The sequence below is a fragment of the Thermococcus indicus genome (genome assembly GCF_006274605.1).
GTDB lineage: Archaea > Methanobacteriota_B > Thermococci > Thermococcales > Thermococcaceae > Thermococcus > Thermococcus indicus.
Genome location: NZ_CP040846.1, coordinates 1,768,832 through 1,785,836, shown reverse-complemented (window position 1 = coordinate 1,785,836; position 17,005 = coordinate 1,768,832). Strand labels below are relative to the sequence as shown.

At 51.7% G+C, this 17,005-nt stretch carries 18 protein-coding genes; 7 read left to right on the top strand and 11 right to left on the bottom strand.

Annotation, left to right across the window (positions count from 1 at the left end; all coding sequences use genetic code 11):
- Positions 1 to 3: 3 nt before the first annotated feature.
- Positions 4 to 450, top strand: coding sequence for a hypothetical protein (locus tag FH039_RS09610; protein WP_139681135.1), 447 nt, complete (start codon positions 4 to 6; stop codon positions 448 to 450).
- 71 nt (positions 451 to 521) lie between these two features.
- On the opposite strand, the gene FH039_RS09605 is transcribed toward FH039_RS09610, so the two are convergent.
- A complete protein-coding gene (locus FH039_RS09605; protein WP_139681808.1) occupies positions 522 to 1,025 on the bottom strand; it encodes a hypothetical protein in 504 nt (167 codons plus the stop codon).
- A gap of 65 nt (positions 1,026 to 1,090) precedes the next feature.
- Here FH039_RS09605 and FH039_RS09600 point away from each other — a divergent pair, with 65 nt between their 5' ends.
- Together FH039_RS09600 and FH039_RS09595 are read left to right on the top strand one after the other, a co-directional pair.
- Positions 1,091 to 1,939, top strand: coding sequence for a GNAT family N-acetyltransferase (locus FH039_RS09600; RefSeq protein ID WP_139681134.1), 849 nt, complete (start codon positions 1,091 to 1,093; stop codon positions 1,937 to 1,939).
- A complete protein-coding gene (locus FH039_RS09595; protein WP_139681133.1) occupies positions 1,917 to 2,549 on the top strand; it encodes a GNAT family N-acetyltransferase in 633 nt (210 codons plus the stop codon). The genes FH039_RS09600 and FH039_RS09595 overlap by 23 nt, the downstream gene beginning before the upstream one ends.
- On the opposite strand, the gene FH039_RS09590 is transcribed toward FH039_RS09595, so the two are convergent.
- Complete coding sequence (locus FH039_RS09590; RefSeq protein ID WP_168188398.1) at positions 2,546 to 3,649, bottom strand: beta-galactosidase; 1,104 nt, start codon at positions 3,647 to 3,649, stop codon at positions 2,546 to 2,548. The genes FH039_RS09595 and FH039_RS09590 overlap by 4 nt on opposite strands.
- Positions 3,650 to 3,711: 62 nt before the next feature.
- On the opposite strand from FH039_RS09590, the gene FH039_RS09585 reads away from it, so the two are divergent.
- Positions 3,712 to 4,212 carry a GNAT family N-acetyltransferase gene (locus FH039_RS09585; protein ID WP_240703213.1) on the top strand — a complete coding sequence of 167 codons (501 nt, stop codon included), beginning with the start codon at positions 3,712 to 3,714 and terminating at the stop codon, positions 4,210 to 4,212.
- Here the strand turns inward: FH039_RS09585 and FH039_RS09580 are convergent.
- Complete coding sequence (locus tag FH039_RS09580) at positions 4,155 to 4,868, bottom strand: hypothetical protein (protein ID WP_139681131.1); 714 nt, start codon at positions 4,866 to 4,868, stop codon at positions 4,155 to 4,157. The genes FH039_RS09585 and FH039_RS09580 overlap by 58 nt on opposite strands.
- Before the next feature lie 56 nt (positions 4,869 to 4,924).
- On the opposite strand from FH039_RS09580, the gene FH039_RS09575 reads away from it, so the two are divergent.
- Positions 4,925 to 6,097: an MFS transporter gene (locus FH039_RS09575; RefSeq protein WP_139681130.1), complete on the top strand. Its 1,173-nt coding sequence runs from the start codon at positions 4,925 to 4,927 to the stop codon at positions 6,095 to 6,097.
- Between the two features lie 2 nt (positions 6,098 to 6,099).
- Here FH039_RS09575 and FH039_RS09570 read toward each other — a convergent pair whose 3' ends face one another.
- The 8 genes from FH039_RS09570 to FH039_RS09530 all read right to left on the bottom strand — a co-directional run bounded on the left by FH039_RS09570 (position 6,100) and on the right by FH039_RS09530 (position 14,804).
- Complete coding sequence (locus FH039_RS09570; RefSeq protein ID WP_139681129.1) at positions 6,100 to 7,476, bottom strand: ATP-binding protein; 1,377 nt, start codon at positions 7,474 to 7,476, stop codon at positions 6,100 to 6,102.
- 514 nt (positions 7,477 to 7,990) lie between these two features.
- Entirely contained in the window at positions 7,991 to 8,887 is an 897-nt protein-coding gene (locus FH039_RS09560) for an ABC transporter ATP-binding protein (protein ID WP_240703212.1), read from the bottom strand.
- Between the two features lie 19 nt (positions 8,888 to 8,906).
- The gene (locus FH039_RS09555) at positions 8,907 to 9,587 is read right to left on the bottom strand and encodes a hypothetical protein (protein WP_139681128.1); all 681 of its coding nucleotides are present in this window, start codon (positions 9,585 to 9,587) and stop codon (positions 8,907 to 8,909) included.
- Complete coding sequence (locus FH039_RS09550; protein WP_139681127.1) at positions 9,584 to 10,807, bottom strand: hypothetical protein; 1,224 nt, start codon at positions 10,805 to 10,807, stop codon at positions 9,584 to 9,586. The genes FH039_RS09555 and FH039_RS09550 overlap by 4 nt, the downstream gene beginning before the upstream one ends.
- Positions 10,788 to 12,299: a radical SAM protein gene (locus FH039_RS09545; RefSeq protein WP_139681126.1), complete on the bottom strand. Its 1,512-nt coding sequence runs from the start codon at positions 12,297 to 12,299 to the stop codon at positions 10,788 to 10,790. The genes FH039_RS09550 and FH039_RS09545 overlap by 20 nt, the downstream gene beginning before the upstream one ends.
- A gap of 367 nt (positions 12,300 to 12,666) precedes the next feature.
- A complete protein-coding gene (locus FH039_RS09540; protein WP_139681125.1) occupies positions 12,667 to 13,344 on the bottom strand; it encodes a hypothetical protein in 678 nt (225 codons plus the stop codon).
- A 113-nt stretch (positions 13,345 to 13,457) separates the two neighbouring features.
- Positions 13,458 to 14,024: a nicotinamide-nucleotide adenylyltransferase gene (locus FH039_RS09535; protein ID WP_014013529.1), complete on the bottom strand. Its 567-nt coding sequence runs from the start codon at positions 14,022 to 14,024 to the stop codon at positions 13,458 to 13,460.
- Positions 14,025 to 14,804, bottom strand: coding sequence for an SAM hydrolase/SAM-dependent halogenase family protein (locus FH039_RS09530; RefSeq protein WP_139681806.1), 780 nt, complete (start codon positions 14,802 to 14,804; stop codon positions 14,025 to 14,027).
- A gap of 51 nt (positions 14,805 to 14,855) precedes the next feature.
- On the opposite strand from FH039_RS09530, the gene FH039_RS09525 reads away from it, so the two are divergent.
- Positions 14,856 to 16,463 carry a transglutaminase-like domain-containing protein gene (locus FH039_RS09525; RefSeq protein ID WP_139681124.1) on the top strand — a complete coding sequence of 536 codons (1,608 nt, stop codon included), beginning with the start codon at positions 14,856 to 14,858 and terminating at the stop codon, positions 16,461 to 16,463.
- Positions 16,460 to 16,996 carry a tRNA (cytidine(56)-2'-O)-methyltransferase gene (locus tag FH039_RS09520; protein ID WP_139681123.1) on the top strand — a complete coding sequence of 179 codons (537 nt, stop codon included), beginning with the start codon at positions 16,460 to 16,462 and terminating at the stop codon, positions 16,994 to 16,996. The genes FH039_RS09525 and FH039_RS09520 overlap by 4 nt, the downstream gene beginning before the upstream one ends.
- The last annotated feature ends 9 nt before the right edge of the window (positions 16,997 to 17,005 follow it).

Genomic DNA, 17,005 nt, shown 5'->3' with positions numbered 1-17,005 from the left:
GCCATGAAGGGTTACTGGAAAATTGTCCTCTTTTTGCTCTTTGCATCCCCTCTGTGGTCAATTACAATACTGGGAATAGATAAGCTCGCCCAGTACTATCCTCACGCCATGGATGCTATTCCCTTAATCTCAGTGCAGTACGATCCGATTTCAGGAAGGTACCTGGTCAGGGGAAGTTATGAGCTCGTCTATCCCACACTGCTACTTTTAGTGTTTACGCTAATATTTCTATGGAAAACAAAAGTATCTCTTAAAGAATTCGGGATACTGGCACTGGTCATCCCGTTGATAACATTAGTGTTTGCATTTGTCATTAGTTCACTCTCCAATCATTCTGGCTACAGTGATAACAGTCTGGTACTGATAGTTGGAGCATACATTATGCCTGTTGTTTCATTCCTGTTGGGAAAGACTCTGTACCAAGCGCTTAAGAGAGTCCGAGGTCTGTAGGGTAGCGGTATCAGTAAAGTCAATTACAGATTTCAGTGAAATCCATGGAACACCTCGTGAACTAGGAAGATTTAACCTGAGAGGGATTGGGTCAGATTGAAGAGCTTTTCCGCTTGGGCATCACTCAGCCCTTCCACTCCCCCGTTCTGGAGTATCGCGTTTATTTCCCGGGATATCTCCGTGATAAGCTCCACATTCTCGGGTAGTTTCTCCCGGGGATTCTGACTGTTCATGGCCGTGTGGAAGTAGACCTCCATGTTACTGGCCGCCACATGGAGCTTCCAGTACCTCCTCTCCCTATTTATGGAGTAGAGTGAGAAAGACGCCTTTTCCAGCATCATAGAGCAGTAATCGTACCTGCTCAGCCTCTCCCGGAGGACGTCATTGCTCACGTTGCTCTCGAGCATGATTCCGAGGGCGTCCATGTCCTCAAGGCAGAAGAGGGCGGTGTTTGAAACCTCAAACAGCCCATTCACGGCGGTCTTGAGTCCTCTTTCCTGCCGGTGGTACGAGTAACTGAGGGCGGCAGCAATGACCAAGAGCACGGCGAGGATGAGCGACGCGATGCGCCTCATTAACACCACCGAGCGTAATTGGGAAAGGGCCTTAAAAGGTTTCCCCAACCATCATTGGTGATAACATGGAACCGCTCATACGCGAGGCAAGGCCCGAGGATAAGCCCTTCATCGAGGAGATTGCAAGGCTGACCTGGAGTGGGGATGACTACCTGGCGAGAGTCTTTGACGAATGGCTTAGAGACGGCTACTTCTACGTGCTTGAGCTGGACGGAAGGGTCATCGGGACGGCAAAGCTAACCCTCCTGCCTGGAAAGGTCGGCTGGCTTGAGGGTTTGAGGGTTCACCCGGATCACAGGGGCAGGGGGTATGGGAGAAAGCTCCACAACTTTATGCTCGAACTCGGCGAAAGGCTCGCCCAAGGGGGAAGAATTGAAGCTTTGGAGTTCGCGACCTACTTCCTCAACCGTGAGAGCATCTCGATGGCTGAAAAGACGGGCTTTCAGGTTAAGGCCAAGTTCTTCGTCCTCGGGGCTAAAACAGAGGATCTTGGGCTAGAAGAGCCGGAGAGAGTCGAGCCCACTTTGGAGGACCTAACCCTCGGGATCATCCCAGTCGGCTGGCGCTTCGTGAGGAGAAGCGAGGGGGCCCTAAAGTGGATTAAGAGAAACGCGGAGCTCTACGACTTCAACGGCTTCCGCTTCCTCGTCTCAAAGAAGGGGACGACCTTCACTCCCCTTGACGTTGGCTTAGCCACGCTTAAAGCGATGCTCCCGGCGATGGCATGGGTGGCCAATGAGAGGAACCAGAAAGAGTTCGACCTGATGCTTCCGAGCGGGGTTAAACCGCTCCTGCCGGGACTGAGGAGGCTCGGCCTCCACCTCTGGGACGAGACCGAGGAGCCTAACGTCCTGGTTTTCAGGAAGAAGATAGCCCTGAGAGGTGAAGATAATGGAGATACTCCGTCTCGATGAGGAACACCTTCGGGACTTCCAGGAGCTGTACATTGAGTTCTTCAAGGAGCTGAGGGCTAAGCAGGGCTGGAGCCCCTATGCAGAGGCAGAATACAGGGCCGAGGCGGTGCACTACTTCAAAAGGGGCGATTTAATATTCCTCGCCTTCGATGAAGGAAAGGCAATAGGCTTCATCAGGGTTTCGAGCAGGGAAGGGTCCTTCTGGGTGGAGGAAATATACGTGAGGCCAGAGTTCAGAGGGAGAGGAATAGGCAGAGGACTCGTGAAAAAGACAGAGGAAGAGGTGCTGAAGTGGGACTCGGCGCTCTACCTTTTTGTCCTACCCCAGGACAGGAATGCGATAGCCTTCTGGAAGAGGCTCGGCTACGACACAATAAACACCATCGAGCTCGTGAAGGATTTAGAGCCGACGCCCAGGGATAGCGGATTCCACACGGTAGAGTTGCTCGGTGAGAGGTTCAGAATCTTCCGCTGGAAGGGCGAGAAGTTCACAGAGGAGGAAAAGCGTTTCATGGAGCTGTTGGAGGAGTTTTACAAAAAGGGAGGAACGAAAGGAGAGCTCCTAAGGCTTGCCAATAATGCTCTGGAAAAGTGGCTGGAGCGGCGTTAATTTCCGAGCTCCTTGCTTAACCCTTTAAATACTTCCGCCGCCCTCTTGGGCTTCAGGTCGTAGGTGTAGAGTCCGGAATGCTTGTAGGGGTCGCTCTCCGGCCGGTCGCTCCCGTAGTCGTGGAGGGCCGCCCAGAAGACCACCTCGGCACCCTCGTTCAGCTCCACCACGAGTGCATCGTGGACGTAGCGGTCAAATCCCTCATCTCCTAAATAGCACGGCAGAGTCTGGAACTTCCTAACGGGCGTGTAGCTCGCCTCCGTTATCCAGAGGGGCTTTTCGAGGCCGAACTCCTCCAGAGTCGCCCGGGTCTCCCGGATTTCCTCGATAATCTCCCGCGGACTCCGGAAGTTCGTGTGGATGTTCATGACATCGAAGTTCTTCCCGGCCGGAAAGTCCGGGTCGCTCAGGAGCTTTCTGAGGTAGTCCTTCTCGCAGGAGGGTTCGACCTTTGAATTGGCAAGTCCACCGAGAACGACCCCTGCATTTGGGTCTCCGGCCTTTATGCCGCTGTGGAAGTAAGCCAACATCTCCGCGTACTCGTCGGCGGTCGAGCCGTCCCCGTCGAGGTCTCTGAGGAAGCCCCGCATGTCCGGCTCGTTCCAGAGCTCCCAGTGGGTTATTCTTCCCCTGTAGTGCGTGGCAATGGCCTTTGCGAAATCCCGGAGATATTCGCCCCTGGCCGGTGGATAGAGGTAGTAGTCCTTCGCGTTTGGCCGTCCCGAGGCCCACCTCGGCGTGAACATCACAACGGGAAGCACGGAGAGGTTCCTCTCCAGGGCGGCGTTGATTATCCAGTCGAACTCTGTGAAGTTGTATTCGCCTGGCAAGGGCTCCGCCAGCGCCCAGATAAAGCCTATCCTCACCCACTTTGCACCCGCTTTCTTCGCCGCGTCGAAAACCGCCTCCGCCCGCCCGTGGCTTATACCCGGGTCCATGTAGACTATCAGGACGCCGAGAGAGCCGTTAGCGCCAGGGGCAAGGGCGTACGTGGTATTGTCCTCGCAGGGCGGAAGGTTGGGTGTTTGGTTGATGAACAGCAGTCCGAGGATAAGCAGAAGGACCACTAAAAAAGCCGTGAGTGGAATTAGTTTTTTCAACACGCCGACCGCCCACTAAACTTGGGGAAACTCCATTTAAAGCTTCTTGAGGAATCAAATTGGTGAGTGCATTGAACATCGTCACGGCTGTAGGGGAGGACGATATAGAAAAATGCCTTCAAATAGCCCGCGAGCTCCCAGAGTGGTTCAACGAGGCCGGCCTCAGAGCAATGGAGCGGGATTTGATGGGAGAGACGACCTTCATCGCCATTGAAGGGGAAGAGGTTTTCGGCTTCATTACCATCAAACCGCTCAACGGAAAAGCCCTTGAAATCCTCTGGATGGCCGTGGGGAGGGAGCACCGAGGAAAAGGAATCGGGACGGAAATGCTCCGCTTCGTTGAGGGATGGGCGAGGGAGAGGGGCTTCGAGCTCCTCGTCGTCAAGAGCTCGGGCGATTTAACCTACAAACCCTACGACGAGACAAGGCGCTTCTACGAGTGGAATGGATTTGTGAGGATAGCCCTGATCGACCCCTATCCCCAATGGGGCGAGCCGGCGCTGATTTACGCCAAATGCCTGAAAAGGAAGCAGGCAGAGAGAAGAAACCGCGCCGTCATGTAGCCGACGAAGACTGTCCCCCCGAGCGGATAGAGGAGACACCACCACAGAGGGAGCTCGGAGATGAGATAGGCAATGACGAGGGAAGACGCCTTCCCGTTGACCGAATAGGAGTAGGCAAAGGCCGCCCCAAAGAAGACTATGTCCTCCGGCCTCCAGAAGCCCGTAAGCAGGGGCTGGTTGTAGTTGAGGGCAAAGACGACTGTGGCGCCGGCTATTCCAGCGGTTCTCCCACGTTCACCGAAGAGTTCGTAGGGCACCGCATCGTAGGAGAACGCCGTCAGAATCCCGCTCAGAATCCAGAAGGCGAGGGAATAGGGAATCAGTGAGAGGCTCCATTCGTCCACAAAACCCGGCCTGGCCATGTCCATGAATCTCTCCGCGCCGAAGTAGAGCACGGCCACAAAGGAGAACGCGTACAGGGGGAACATGAGTGCCACGGCGTGGGATAGGCTCTTCCCGTCAGCTCCCCAGTCCAAGGGAAGGCCATAGAAAATTCGGGAGATGAAATATGCCAGCAGAATGGCCACAAGAAGCCCAAAGAGCCGCCCAACTGACGTTGCAAAAAATCCCTGCCCTTTAGAGAGCGAGGAAAGGGCGTAGAGCACGAGCGTTATGGAGAGGAGGTAGCCGATGCCCCTGAGCATGGAATCACTCATTCAAGAATCAGCGTTAAACCTTAAAAGACCTCCGAAAAATATGAACGGGGCTTCAGATGCGCTGGAGCGAGATTCCGAGGGAAGCCAAAGCGTACATGCTCTACCACACACTCATCGCTCCCGGCCTGATAGTCTGGATACTCTTCCCGCTCTACCTCATGGAGACCGGTTACTCCGTCCTTGAGGTCGGAGCGTTCTTTACGGCGGTCAACATCGTCGCTATCCCTCTCACTTACCTCTTCGGCCGGCTCTTCAACCGCTGGGACATCAAGAAGGGCCTCATCGCGATAGACGTCTTAGACGGCATCGCCTACGTTCTGTATGGCCTCGCGAAAGGAGCAATTGCCCCAGTTATCCTCTTCGTCGGAAGGACTGTGGAAAAGCTTTCAACCGTGCTCTACCCCCTCTACCGTGCATACGAGCAGATAATCTATCCTGAGGACAAGTATGAGGAGATATTCGCCTGGCACCTCCGTTTGCCGGAGATGGCCCGCCTAATAACCTTCCCGATTCTCGGCTACATCTTCGGCTACGTTTATCCAGGCCCGGAGAGCTACCGCTGGGCCTTCATCTTCTTCGGCCTATTCTCAGCCGTTACAGTAGCGTACATCTGGTTTTTCCTGCCTTCGGTTGGCAAAGAGGAGAGGGTAACGCCAGAGGGCTTCACGTTTAAGGTGGGGGAATTCAAGGTTCTCCTCGCCTTCGAGGCCTTACTAACGCTCGCCTGGGCGCTCGCCCCGGAGCTGGTGCTCATCAACTACGTCGTCTTCGTGCTCCACAAAACGGTCTTTGAGGTGACGCTGATAGCCTGTGCGAGCAGTCTAGCCTCGATAATAGGAACCTATGCCAGCGAGAGGGTTCCAAAGGGGAGAGGCTTCCAGGTCATTGGGATAGGGATGTTCATCAATGCGGTCTACGCGCTGGTAATGGCCCTCTCACCGCCCTTCTGGCTGGCGCTGGTGGTGTATGCCCTCGGCGACTTCGGGAACACCCTCTGGTTCCCCTTCTACCGCTCCTGGATGTTCAAACTGATTCCGAAAGAGAAGGCTAGTGAGTTCCACGCGGCTATATCGAGTTACCGGAAGCTCCTCGACCTCTTCACGCCCTTTGTTGTCGGCGCTCTGGCGAGCGTCCACGCGACGCTACCGTATGCGGTTAGCTTAGCCCTGTTTTTGGTGTCTGGAGTGATGTTCTGGGGATTGGCGAAAAAAGGGATAATCTCACCGTAGTTTCAACTTTTGATTGAATGGCCCTCAAAGTCCTTCAAATCCCAGACCGAAAAACGCTCGCTGTTGAGGGTTTCTTTCCCCCTAACATCCTTGGCCACCAGCCCGTAAAAATTCTCCCATTCATCGAGTCCCACGAGCTCGGCCTTTCTCTCCAAGTCCCTCAAAATCCCCCGCGCTTCCCGCCCGCTGAGGTCTTTCCACTTGACTTCCACGAACAGGGCCTTTCTCTCCCTTTCATTCAACGCCACCAGGTCAATCTCCTCTCCTTTCCTCCACCATCTTCCAATTTTCGTGAAGCGGAAAGGCAATTTTTGAGCTTTGTTGAGCTCAATCAGAAACTCCCTTGCTATCCCCTCAAAGACGGAGCCAAGGTAGCGGTTGAAGTTCCTCTCGAAGTTTTCAACTGCATCCTCCGGAAGGCCGAGCTCTATGCTCTCTTTGAAGGGGTAGACGAAGGTGTAGTAGAAGGCAAAGTAGTTGTCCGCTATGAAGTAGCGGGAGTTCCTCGTCCGCTTCTTCGGCTTCTCCGTCACCGGCGCTTCCCTACCGACGATACCGAGGTTGATGAGTATGCTAAGGTATCTGGTGAGCTTTGAACCGTCGATTCCGGTGGAGTTCCTTAGCTCACCAAAGGAGCGGTGCCCGTAGCTTATCGCCTCAAGGATTGTGTTGTAGGTGCTCAAATCCCTCAACTCGTAGCGGAGCAGGTACTCGGCCTCATCATAGAGGAAGCCCCTGCCGAAGAACTCCTCGCGTGCGTTCTCCTCAGGGGAAAGGGACGGGTCAAGGCGAAGCAGGTACTCGGGGATTCCATCGACCATGCCGTAGACCTTGACGAGGTCTTCAAGGCTGTAACCTGGAAAGAACCCGCCGATGTGCCGGAACTTCAGCGGTTTGACCTTCAGCGAGAGCGTTCTTCGCCCGTAGATTGGGCTCCCGTAGGAAACAAGCTCCTCCATCATCGAGATGCTTGAGCCGCAGAGGACGATGCTCCCGCTTCTCCTGAAGTCGAGGTGCTCCTGAATCACCCCGAGGATTCTTGGATGGTTTTTGGCAAGAATCTGGAACTCATCAAAGATGACCACCGCATCATCGGGAACCCTCTCAAAGAACTCCTCGAAGGAGCGAATTGGATGTTTTAGGAGGGAAACGTCACCCGTGAGGGAGAGGAGCTTTGCGTTGAGCGTTTTCAGGGTTTCACCGACCTCTTCCTCCTTGCAGAGGTGATAGAGGGTCTTGAAGTCCTTTGACGCCTCCACGAGGAGCCTCGTCTTCCCGACCCTCCTCCTGCCGTAGACGACGATGAGTGCTCCCCTTTCAAAGGCGTTCCTCAGGGCTTTCAGCTCCTCCTCCCTGTCAATGAACCTATGCGTAATCATGGTTATATAATCGCGATTATGTTATTTAAACCTTCCTCCAAGCAGGAAAGCCATTTAAGTCCCAGACTGTGTAATTAAGCCATCACAGAAGAGGGTGGAGAAGAATGGTGCCGTTTCTTGACATTTACCATGGAGGTGACAACAGCGGATCATACGATATATCTGCTTAGAAAGAATCCCCACGGAAACGGACTACTACTGCCAAAACCAAAGGAGCGATTTCTAAAAGTGTACGATAATATACATTGAAATAACGTCACGGCTTGAGGAGCTTGAGAAGAGCTCAGCAGTCAAAAGCTACGAAATTCTGGACTAATTGGGGAGAAAATTAAACCCCCGTCCTCAACTTTCACCCGGCTATGCTGAACCTGCCCATCTTATTAAGGACGTGCCTTATTAACGCCTCGGCGTTTTCTGTTCTGACCACCCGCATGGCCCGGAGGAAGAGACTGATGAACTCATTATCCGGGAAGACAAGGTTTAAGGAACTTCCAGAGTGCCACTTCCCGGGGCTTCATTGTGCCAACCTCCCGTGGAGCATGGTGTAAACCTCCTCAAGGCTCGGTTCCTTTCTCTTAACCTCCTCAACCTTCAGGCCGGCCCCCACGAGGAGGGCGTTGATTTCCGGAGACTCGGCGTCCTCCAGCACTATGTACTCACCCCTCAGCTCGGGTGAGTAACCGTTTTCCCTAAGCACCCGAAGGGCCCCCTTCACTTCTGCCACCTTCACGAGGACAGTCTCGCCGCTTGGGGCGAGTTCTTTGAACTCCCCAAGGCTTCCCGAGAAGAGTATTCTGCCCTCCATGATTACAGTGACGTTTTCGCACACCTCATCGACATCGCTCAGTATGTGCGTCGAGAAAATAACTGAGGCGTTGTTTTCCCGCGCGTATTCCCCCAAAAACCGCTTGAATTTAAGCCTCCATTCGGGGTCGAGGCCCCTCGTGGGCTCGTCGAGGATTAGAACCTCTGGACTCCCAAGGAAGGCCCTCGCCATCGCAACCCTCCTCCGGGTCCCGCTTGAGAGGGCTGAGACCTTCTTTTTAGCGTACCCTTCAAGCTCGAAGAACTCAATGAGGTCCTTAAGCTCCTTCTCATCGTAAACTCCCTTCAGCAGGGCGTAGCGCCTGAGGTTGTTAAGAACCGTGAGGTTTGGGTAGAGGAGGTCGTACTCGGGCAGGTAGCCGATTTTGGCCCTCACCTCCGGGTTCTTGAGGGGATTGACGCCGAGGACTTCTACCCTGCCGGAGTCCGGGACGAGGATGCCGAGAATCAGGCGGAAGGTTGTTGTTTTGCCGGCTCCATTGTGGCCGAGGTAGGCGTGGATTTCGCCGGGCTTCACAGTCAGGCTTATCCCGCGGAGGACTTCCTTTCCTCTAATGGTCTTCCTCACGTTTTCGAGCACTATCATGGAATCACCTCACCATATTTTACACCAAGATTATGGCTTCCGAGAGCCTTTCTCCATAGTACTTGAGTACTGCAAAGTAAACTGCCAGCACAAGCGACAGGATGAGAAGAGCGATGAACAGGGCGCTTGAGAGATAAAGGCCGACTCCAAAGTATCTCGCAAGGTACAGGGGAAGGAGGTAGGCTACCATGAACACAGCAACTTTCAGAAAATCGAGGTGTTTCTGCTCCACGAGGGCACACAACAGTGTGAACAGCAGACTGAAGGCAAAGAGCAGGGGAATGCAGGAGATCATGGTAAAGAATAGCAAGGACGGGGTGGTTTTCGCTCCAATAAACGTTCTGACTATGCTTCCAATTGCAAGGCCTCCCCCGATAGGGAGGAGTCCATAGATGGAAGCGACCACAGCCTTTAGGAGAAGGATTCCCCGAGGAGAGAAGGGGCCTGAGAGCTGCATCTCCAGTGTTCCTATCGTCTTGGCCCATGATACGGGGGAGGTTACGATGATACTGACCATGAGGGAGAACGCTACTGCCAGCATTCCAAGGGTTAGTCCATTCTCAAGACCGGGGCTGAGAATGGGGATTACCGTGTAGATTATAGCTACGTTCGCCAGGGCGCTCACTCCAAGGGTTCCCAGCTCTTTCGCAGTGTATTTAACTTCCTCCATTAAAGGAGATTTGATCATCTTGTGAGTCATTTCTTAAACCTCCAAGGCTTTTCCCATATTGGACATGAGTGGGGAGTGATATTAATGGATTCAACTATCGAACGGCATATAGTGCACGCTCCTTTTAGGGAACAATCTCGGCATGGGTCTTCCCATAACAACATAACCTTCTGAAGTGCTTTTCGGTTTAATTCTTTCTGGATATAATTCAGGAGGCAATATCCTTTACATGGAGTTATAATCCCATTAGGAAGGTCTATCATGAGATTTCCATATAAACAACTGGCATAGCCATACTCGATGGCATTTATTAAGTTCTCAATTGCTGGAGAGTTAACTATGTAGGGATTCACGTATTGCATGTTTAAAAATTTCTCAAGATTCTCAAGAACGTTCCGCCCGCTGAGAGAATAGAAAGCGGATACTATTGTGACAGTTTTTTGTAAGCTGTTCAATTCTGGTATCTCTGCAGGGGGTTTATCAAGATTCATATACGCCACAAATGTCAGAGTAATATTGAGTTCTTTCATCATTCCTAAGATTTTCGGGATGCCTTCGAACTCATGCTTGGTAAGTACAACAGTCAGTGCAAGCTTTTTGCCCCGTTCTAAAAACATACTCGTGTGTTTAGCAACTTCACTTCTGAATTTCACAATGGAATGCAAAGGCATTATTAAAACGGCTATATCGGGATATTTAGACTCTAAAAGCAGAGATAACACATTATTGACTAAAGGAACATCACTAAACAGTTCTCCCCCGCTTAGAGTCACCACCTGAGGCCTAAACACATTTAACAGCTCTGCCAGTTTTTTAGGGTTAATATTTCTGTCTGGCATATCCTTTTTTGCACATCCTAAGCAGGATTCACATGCATGAGATACAACCATAGAATTTCTTATGGGACATGACTCATATCTGTCGCATGGCGTGTTAAGTACTAAATCAAGTCTCTGTACATGGAAAGTATTTATAAATTGCATCACTTTTTGAAGTTTTGAACCTAAGGTGAGATTGTCAATGTAAATATTATCCGAAGAAACAAACCCAAAGTCCCTCAACTTGGCCAGTATATTATCCTGCTTGAGAATATCCTCCTCAAAGACCCCATTTATTAGTTTTTCCAGCACTTTTGCCTGCTCATTGTTTAGACTCAGTATTTTCCCGTTCAACCAGTCGTAGAGTGTTGCTCCATTTGTTCCCTTACAGTAATATACCCAGGGGTATAGCTTAAAGAATTTCCACGGCATAGATTCCACCTTTTTCTTTTAGCACTGACAATCTTTTTTCAAAATACTCGGGATTATTTTCATATATTGTAAATGCTGTTTTTAATCCGTCAATCACCCAGCGTTTAAAGAGAGTACAGTCCTCTGAATCCATGTATGCAAAGCATCTTGCGCAACTGTGGGCTAGGCCACAGTAATTGCATTTATCCACTATCAACTTGAAGTACCTCTGAATTAGTGTTTTTATTGCAGAGAAATCCAGACCTTTATTGACGTCTCTGATTATGGTGCTATAGGGTGCCCTTTCACATACCTGAATCTTCCCACCGGTGGTTACATACCATTTAAACCCTGGAATACAAGTTGAGGTGAATATTGCCGTTGGATTCTTACGGCTTAACATGTTCCGATAGAACATTAAAGATCCAGGACCACCAAATAAAATTTCAGAAAAGGCTGACTTGTGACCGTTCCGAGAATCATTGAGGAATTTCTTAAAGAGTTCCCGTAACATCTTCTCGTGATTCATGTAGTCTTCTTCAGTAAATGGCAAATAATACGTAGTACCCATAGAACGTACGGGATTTGCAAATATTGGCTTTATTGGTGATTCCTCACCAAAAAACTTCGTGATATCATATAAATTTGACTTTGGATCATATGTGATTAGGGCGAAATACTCCTTGTTAGAGCCGTCGTGTTTTCTCTGGGCATTCTTAAGGTTAGATATGCCCCTTATCACTAGGTCAAAAGTACCTCTGCCGTTAGCCAAGACTCTATTCCGATTATGTTCCTCTTGAGGTCCATCCAAGCTTATAAACACATCAAAATCATTTTTGACAAGGAATTCTGCTATTTTTTTAGTTATCAAGGAAGCATTAGTTGTAATTGTGTATCGAGGGGCAAATTCATCAGAATAAGTCTGATTCACATATTCAACACACTTTTCAATAAGTTTAAAGTTAAGAAGAGGTTCTCCTCCATAGAAAGCTATAGTTGGCTCTCTCATTGGATTCAATAACGCTCCCTCCGTTAGGTACTCAAAGTACAGGTCAATGGCTTTTATTGCAGTTTCCAGTGTCATGAACGAATATCCATGGGTCCTGAAATCTTTATAATTACCCCCGAATACGCAATACCGACATCTGAAATTGCAGTTATCAGTAACTTCCAGAAGTAGCTCATAAAGCCCGTCTCTTAGGATCATATACTGCAAAATACCCTCTTCTATTTCAGAGGTACTGATCTTCATAGGAAGCCTGTAAAATGCTCCAAAATTAGAGATCAGAGTTTCTAAAATTTTGTAAATTCTAGCATAATTATTTTCCTCAGGTGCTTCTTTGTAAACCTTTATTAAGGCCTCAGCAGGTGTTGTACTATCGAAGAGTATATGTTTAATTCGTGAGCTAATCTCCGCCGGAATTTGAAGTACCACTCCGGTTATATCATCGAATAGATATTCGTTACCAGAATTCGTTCGGAAAAAAGTAAAAGAACGAATGAACTGAGACACTGCTTCTCACCTTTCAACGCCCAAATGCTGCTGCAGTTCCTCCTGCCATTAATCCTTGGGAAGCTACGGCCAGTGCTGCCCCTGAAGTAACACCGCAAGCTGCTGTACAACCCCCAACACAAATTGTTCCACATATCGCGTAGCACAGCCATCCCACAGGGATCACCGATATCTAATGGTATTTTGAGTATTTAATTCTTTCCTAAACTAAGGGTTAGCAACATGGAGTTATTAAATTTTTAAAAAAAAAGTAATTCTTCAAGAACTCTATTTTAGAAATGCCAAAAACGTAAAACTTTACAACTTTAGGTAGTTTTCATTGTTTTGGACTTATGCAGCCCCACTGGATATCAAAGGCGTCGCTACCTCACACTAACACTATCCTCTCGGCAAGCTTCTCCCCTAAGGGACGGATAATCGAAAACGAGACCGCGAGTGCCCCTATAGACAGCAGGAGCGATAACACCAGTGCGGTCTCCAACGAGAGGCCAACTCCGAAGTACTTGGGAATGTACGCGGGTGCAAAATATGCCGTGAAGAAAATGATGAACTTCGCTATGTCGAGGTACCTTGACTGAAAGAGGAGCGTTATTAAAATCACCAAAAAAGTGAAGCTGAAGAGCGCTGGAGCCGAGATTAGAATCCCGAAGAGCACAGTTGTTAGGGGTATTGGAGTGCTCACGTGGAGTGTGATGAACCATCCCACGGCACTCCCCAGTGCAATTCCGGTTATTCCAATAACGAAGCTCGCGAGGGTTCTCGTGAGCATGAGCCTGACCGGGTCGAGCGGAAGGCTGAGGAGCATCTCGTGGATTCCAAGGAACTTTTCCCGGACTATAGAACCTCCAAAGAATAGAGCGGCTATAACGGCGATGGAGAAGCTGGAGGTTCCGACAATGGCGGCGCTCGAAAGGGGAGTCCAGCTGGTGAAGAGGTAGATAACCGCCATGAGCCATGGGATGGAAATCAGGTTGAGCCCAATCTGCTTTGCTGTATACTTAATTTCCTCGTGGAGTTGGGTGAATATTATGGACATCTCCTTCACCGGCCGAAAAACATGTCGTGACTTTCATATTTACCCGTTATGTTTCTACCTAAGAACAGTTAAAAAGCTAACTCGATTAGTGATAAGGGAGTAAAGGACAGTGCTAAAGGGGGTTAGAACTCCGGAATTCTTATCGGCGCCTGCAACTCCTTCTCGTTCTTTTCGAGGTTCGTCGCGAGCATCTTTATCCTTTCGCAGCCCTTTATCTCCCTGATGAACTCGGCCACGCTCTTGGGCACGAGCTCCTCCCAGGGCTGTCCTTCAACCATGCGTTTCCTGATCTCGGTCGCAGAGAGGATGTCCTTCCTGAACATCGGCTGGACGATGACCTCGTAGCCCTTCTCGCGGAAGAGCTGGGCAACCAGAGAGTTGCCAGTGAAGACGACGTCGAACCTCGGCACCATGCTCACTACATAGGTCGCCCAGATGGCGTTGAAGTTTATGTCCGGGAGCGGAATCAGGTAGTAGCGTTTGTCCGCCAGGTGCGTCTCGTTCAGCGCCCTGATCAGCATCTCCATCCTTTCGCTCGTCGTGAAGGGGTTCTTCAGCGTATGGCTCGCCTGGGCGCTTCCGATGCCCAGTATCACCTCATCAACCTGTGAAAAAACGAATTCGAGCGCCTTTATATGGCCGTTGTGAACCGGCTGGAACCGGCCGACGAATAGGCCGCGCTTGACCATTCAATCACCTCCAATCAACTTCACCCTCACCTCATCCCCGACCTTCAGACCGAGCCTTTCAGCGGCACTCCCCTGATTGACGGCTATCTCGAGGTAGTCGTGACTTCCAGGAAGTGCAAGCAGTTCTCCGGGCTTCACCTGGCCGTAGGTGTCGAGGTATGGAACCCTGACCCCCAAGTCGGGAAGCTCCACCACCCTCAGCGTCCCATAGTTCTCGAGGTTGAGGATCACGTTGCCGAAGTCGTCAATGTAGAGTACCGTGAGCAGCCAGCTCTCTCCTTCGCGCCGCGGCTCCACGTTGAGCCTGACAAGGCTTTCCAGGGGAATTTCAGTTCCTATCTGGCCGGGCTCAATGCCGGCGTCGAGGAGCGCCCCGGCGGGACCGAACACATCCCTGCCGTGGAAGGTAGAGCTTATCCGCCAGCCCGTGAAGCGCCTTATCCTCTCGAAATCTATCTCGTAGGCTCGCCGGGGTTTGATGTGTTTCATTGGGAGGGTTGCTAGTCCGTTGTCAGGAAGGACGAGAAACTGCTCCCCCTCGATTATTACCGCCCTCCTGCCCGTTCCGACCCCGGGGTCAATAACGCCGACGTGAACGGTCCCTTCCGGGGAGTATTTCACCACCTGCTCCATGACGAAGGAGCCCTCAACGATGGAGTGCCTTCTTATCGAGTGGGTAACGTCAATGAGCCGCGCGTTGGGATTGACCCTCAGCATCGCCATCTTCATCTCGCCGACGTAAGGCCCTTTAAGCCCGAAGTCCGTCGTCAGGGTTATCATCGCCACCACCTAAAACTTATTAACGGTTGGGGGCTTTAAAGGGTTTGGAAGATGAAAATGAGAAAAGCCATCCTGATTCCTCTCCTCATTCTCATAGTGGTGGCCTCGGGATGCCTCTTCAAGCCGCCGGCGGAGGTTAGGTTCTCGGTTGACAGAACGGTCGTCGCGCCCGATGGAACGCTCCACGTCATCGTGTTCGTTAACAACACCGGGAAGGTGGGCCTGACCGGGGCGACTCTCGTCCTGGGCGACGAGGACTTCCAGATACTCCAGGAACCGAAGTTCCCCGACGTTCTGCCCGTGGGCCAGTCCGTCCAGCTGGTCTGGATACTCAAGGCCCCGACCATACCCGGCCACTACAACCTCAAGCTATCCCTCGAACTGACCGATGAGCTTAAGCGGAGCTGGACCGGCTTCTACGGCCAGTTCAGGGTGTTCGTTTCCACGGGAGCCACGCCCTCGGACGAAATCGGACTAGGGATAAGCGGGCCAGAGACCCTCCGTGGCGGTGAGACCTCCACGATAACGGTCACGGTGAAGAACAAGCTGGAGGCTCCGATCGACCTGGTGGACATCCGGCTTGACCTCCTCGATGGAATGAAGGTGCTCAGTGCAGATGCGCTTCCGGAGAGCATCAGCGAGAACGGTAAGATAGTCCTCCGGTACACTGTGAAGGCCCCGTACGCATACAGGAAAGGGTACATCTCGGCGATGCTCCGGTACAGAATAGGCGGCTCCGAGAAGAGCGTCATCGAAAGCGTACCCCTGGAGGTAACATGGAGGCCATGGAACGCGGACAGCGGAACACTTAAGGACGCATATGAACTCAAGTACCACTGGATCACCGACGGATACCTCGTTGACGGCTACTGGTCCGAGCGCTACAACTCAACCCCCTCCTTCAACAGGGGGGAGCTCAGGAACCTCACCCTTGGGATAATTGGAAACGCCAGCTCCGAGCCAGGTGCTGCGAAGGCCATCTATGACTGGATAATGCGCACTTACTCCTTCGGAGACACGACCTCCACCCTTGAGCCGGATAAGATACTTCTCCAAGACAGGCTGAGCTACGCGGAGGGCCAGATACTCATGACTGCAATGCTGCGCTCCATAGACATCCCCGCGAGGATCGTAACTCTCTACAACGGGACGGACTGCACCCGGAGGCCCGTGACGGAGTTCTACACCGCGGACGGCTGGTACATTGTGGACATAGAGCACGGCCTCATAGGCTCCCTGGAGGAGTACCTGGCCAGTCCGTACTTCCCCAGACTGTATCAGATAATAACCGAGAACGGCTACAGGATGGTGGCACAGAGCCCGACGGAGCTCAGCGGTCATGAGCATGTTGACGTTACTGGGGACTTCATCGCGAACATCGAAGACAGACTCATAAGCGTCGTGAGCGGAAGGTTGAAGCCGGAGCTGCGCTCGAAGCTGATGATGCTGGTCAACAACCTCAACGAAAATGAGAGGCTTTACGCGCTCTTCATCCTCTCGTCTGCCCCCAGCGACGATGAATTGAACCTGGTGGTGGAGAAATACAGTGTGGGCAAGATGGAGCAAAGCATAAAAGCCATGTACGAGTTTTACAGGGACATGGAGTGGAGCGACGATTTCACGCGCTACTGGAAAATATTCGCGGGTGATGTGGGATGATAACCGTCCTTCGCCTTGGACACAGACCCGAGAGGGATAAGAGGATAACGACCCACGTGGCCCTGACGGCGAGGGCCTTCGGGGCAGATAGAATCATCATCGCGGCCGAAGTGGACGAGCACGTGAGGGACAGCGTCGAGGACGTCGTGAGGCGCTGGGGGGGACCCTTTGAGATAGCCTTCGACCCCAGCTGGAAGAGAATCCTGAGGGAATGGAAGGAGAATGGTGGGGTGATAGTCCACCTCACGATGTATGGAATCCACATCGACGACGCGATGGCCCAAATACAGGGGGAGCTGAAGGGAGGCAGGGACGTTCTCGTCGTCGTCGGCGCCGAGAAGGTGCCCAGGGAGGTCTACGAGATGGCGGACTACAACGTCGGCGTCGGAAACCAGCCTCACAGCGAGGTTGCCGCTCTGGCAGTCTTCCTGGACAGACTCCTTGAAGGGCAGGGCCTGAGGAAAAGCTTTGAGAACGCAAAGCTCAAGATAATCCCGCAGGAGAGGGGCAAAAAGATAATCGAGCTTGAGTGAGGGTTGCGG

Coding starts and splice junctions, on each gene's coding strand:
- FH039_RS09520 (WP_139681123.1), top strand. CDS start 16,460: ATGATAACCGTCCTTCGCCTTGGACACAGACCCGAGAGGGATAAGAGG.
- FH039_RS09605 (WP_139681808.1), bottom strand. CDS start 1,025: ATGAGGCGCATCGCGTCGCTCATCCTCGCCGTGCTCTTGGTCATTGCT.
- FH039_RS09575 (WP_139681130.1), top strand. CDS start 4,925: ATGCGCTGGAGCGAGATTCCGAGGGAAGCCAAAGCGTACATGCTCTAC.
- FH039_RS09530 (WP_139681806.1), bottom strand. CDS start 14,804: ATGATAACCCTGACGACGGACTTCGGGCTTAAAGGGCCTTACGTCGGC.
- FH039_RS09570 (WP_139681129.1), bottom strand. CDS start 7,476: ATGATTACGCATAGGTTCATTGACAGGGAGGAGGAGCTGAAAGCCCTG.
- FH039_RS09550 (WP_139681127.1), bottom strand. CDS start 10,807: ATGCCGTGGAAATTCTTTAAGCTATACCCCTGGGTATATTACTGTAAG.
- FH039_RS09560 (WP_240703212.1), bottom strand. CDS start 8,887: ATGATAGTGCTCGAAAACGTGAGGAAGACCATTAGAGGAAAGGAAGTC.
- FH039_RS09555 (WP_139681128.1), bottom strand. CDS start 9,587: ATGACTCACAAGATGATCAAATCTCCTTTAATGGAGGAAGTTAAATAC.
- FH039_RS09610 (WP_139681135.1), top strand. CDS start 4: ATGAAGGGTTACTGGAAAATTGTCCTCTTTTTGCTCTTTGCATCCCCT.
- FH039_RS09535 (WP_014013529.1), bottom strand. CDS start 14,024: ATGGTCAAGCGCGGCCTATTCGTCGGCCGGTTCCAGCCGGTTCACAAC.
- FH039_RS09580 (WP_139681131.1), bottom strand. CDS start 4,868: ATGAGTGATTCCATGCTCAGGGGCATCGGCTACCTCCTCTCCATAACG.
- FH039_RS09600 (WP_139681134.1), top strand. CDS start 1,091: ATGGAACCGCTCATACGCGAGGCAAGGCCCGAGGATAAGCCCTTCATC.
- FH039_RS09595 (WP_139681133.1), top strand. CDS start 1,917: ATGGAGATACTCCGTCTCGATGAGGAACACCTTCGGGACTTCCAGGAG.
- FH039_RS09525 (WP_139681124.1), top strand. CDS start 14,856: ATGAAAATGAGAAAAGCCATCCTGATTCCTCTCCTCATTCTCATAGTG.